Origin of the sequence: Centipeda noxia ATCC 43541 (assembly GCF_000160555.1) — a bacterium.
GTDB classification, from domain to species: domain Bacteria; phylum Bacillota; class Negativicutes; order Selenomonadales; family Selenomonadaceae; genus Centipeda; species Centipeda noxia.
In genome coordinates this window covers 1-1,470 of the sequence record NZ_GG749286.1, presented here as the reverse complement: position 1 = coordinate 1,470, position 1,470 = coordinate 1, and the positions used below count along the sequence as shown (strand labels likewise).

The window sequence follows — 1,470 nt, the reverse complement described above, 5'->3', positions numbered from 1 at the left end:
AATTCGCGACCGCCTGTCAGCTTGTACTCTTTTGCCGCCGCCGAGACCGTTGCGACGTCAAGTCCGAGACTGGCGAGTGCCAGCCCGACGCCGCTTAGCCCGGTGGCTTTCAAAAAGTCACGTCTGCTAAGGTTCATCGTGATTCTCCTTTCGTATCGGCGGGATTCCGCCGACAGGCTCTCCTAAACTTCTATATGAAACGAGGATATCCCCGGTTTCAGCAATGTACAGAGGTACACCGTCAGAGGGTGATGCGCTCAGGGTTTGCGTAGATGCAGAACGAGCCCGGCGCCATGCGCGCGCAGAGCGTGATGCCGAGTTTGCGCGCGATGTTGAGCGAGAGGGTGGTCGGAACGGACTTCGCCGCAACCGTGGAGATCCCCATCCGCCCCAGTTTGAGCATCATTTCCGAGGAGCAGCGCCCGCTGAAGATGATGATTTTATCGGAAATCTCCACGTGATTCCTGAGCGCCCAGCCATAGAGCTTGTCAAAGACGTTATGGCGGCCGACGTCCTCACGGAAGACAAGGATTTTCTTGTTTGCCTGATCGAACAGGACGCCGCTGTGGACGCCGTTCGTCGTATCGTGGGTCTTGGAGAGATGTGCGAGCAGCTCATCCGCTGTCGCGAGGATGTCCTTCGCGCTGAAGCGCACGTCGCGCGGCCGCTCAAAGATTTCCTCGGGGCGCAGTTTCAGGATGCGCCGTGCCGAGAAGTAGCGCGGATTTTTCACTGCGTCCGCCGCCCACCACTGCGCATCCGTCGTCGTCTTGACCGCGGCGCGCAGATGCTCTGCGTCCACCGTCATTTCCACGATATCGTCAAAGCTGCGGATGCGTCCCATCTGAGCGAGCATCCCGACGATGAGATCCTCGAAGTCGACGGGTGAACAGAACGCCGTCGTAAAGTTCTCCCCGTTGAGATCGATGTCGAAGAAGACCTCCTCCGAGGTATATTTATGATCCGCGACAAACGCATTCTCCTCAGAGACATAGCGGGTCACGGGTACGTCGATAAAGTCACTGCGCTGAATTTCCATCGTTTCTATTCTTCCATTCGTATACTGCATGCTCTCACGCGAGCACCTACATCGTCAAAAACATTATGCCGTCTGCCCCATAGAGCGGCCGCCCCATAAGAAAGAGAGTGATCTGCGCCGCTGTCTCCGGATCGTCGAGATCGCAGCACAGGATTTCTTCGGTGTCCTGTGCCGATTTCTCCTTTGCAAAGAGCGCTGCCGTGCGCTCGTCAATCTCCGGTGCGGCAAGGCCGCGGTCCAGTATCAGTGTCGGCAGAACGCCGCGCGACCGGCTTTCGGTAATATATAAATCCACATCGTCTAATTTCTCTATAATGTCCTGAAAATCCTGCCGTTCACGCGTTTTTTGGAGAATAAAGTAACCATCCGGTGCACTCACAGCAACGGCCTCTGCCCCCGCAGCGGAGAAGCGCGCCGTATCCTTCCCCTCC

The 1,470-nt window shown here is 56.9% G+C and carries 3 protein-coding genes; all 3 read right to left on the bottom strand.

What is annotated here, in order from left to right; all coding sequences use genetic code 11:
- A partial coding sequence (locus tag HMPREF7545_RS10530) for a twin-arginine translocation signal domain-containing protein (RefSeq protein ID WP_006695599.1) occupies window positions 1-137 on the bottom strand: 137 nt, incomplete at its 3' end.
- Between the two features lie 104 nt (window positions 138-241).
- Entirely contained in the window at window positions 242-1,039 is a 798-nt protein-coding gene (gene fdhD / locus HMPREF7545_RS09850; protein WP_172664517.1) for a formate dehydrogenase accessory sulfurtransferase FdhD, read from the bottom strand.
- 46 nt (window positions 1,040-1,085) lie between these two features.
- A partial coding sequence (locus HMPREF7545_RS09845) for a molybdopterin-guanine dinucleotide biosynthesis protein B (protein ID WP_006695597.1) occupies window positions 1,086-1,470 on the bottom strand: 385 nt, incomplete at its 5' end.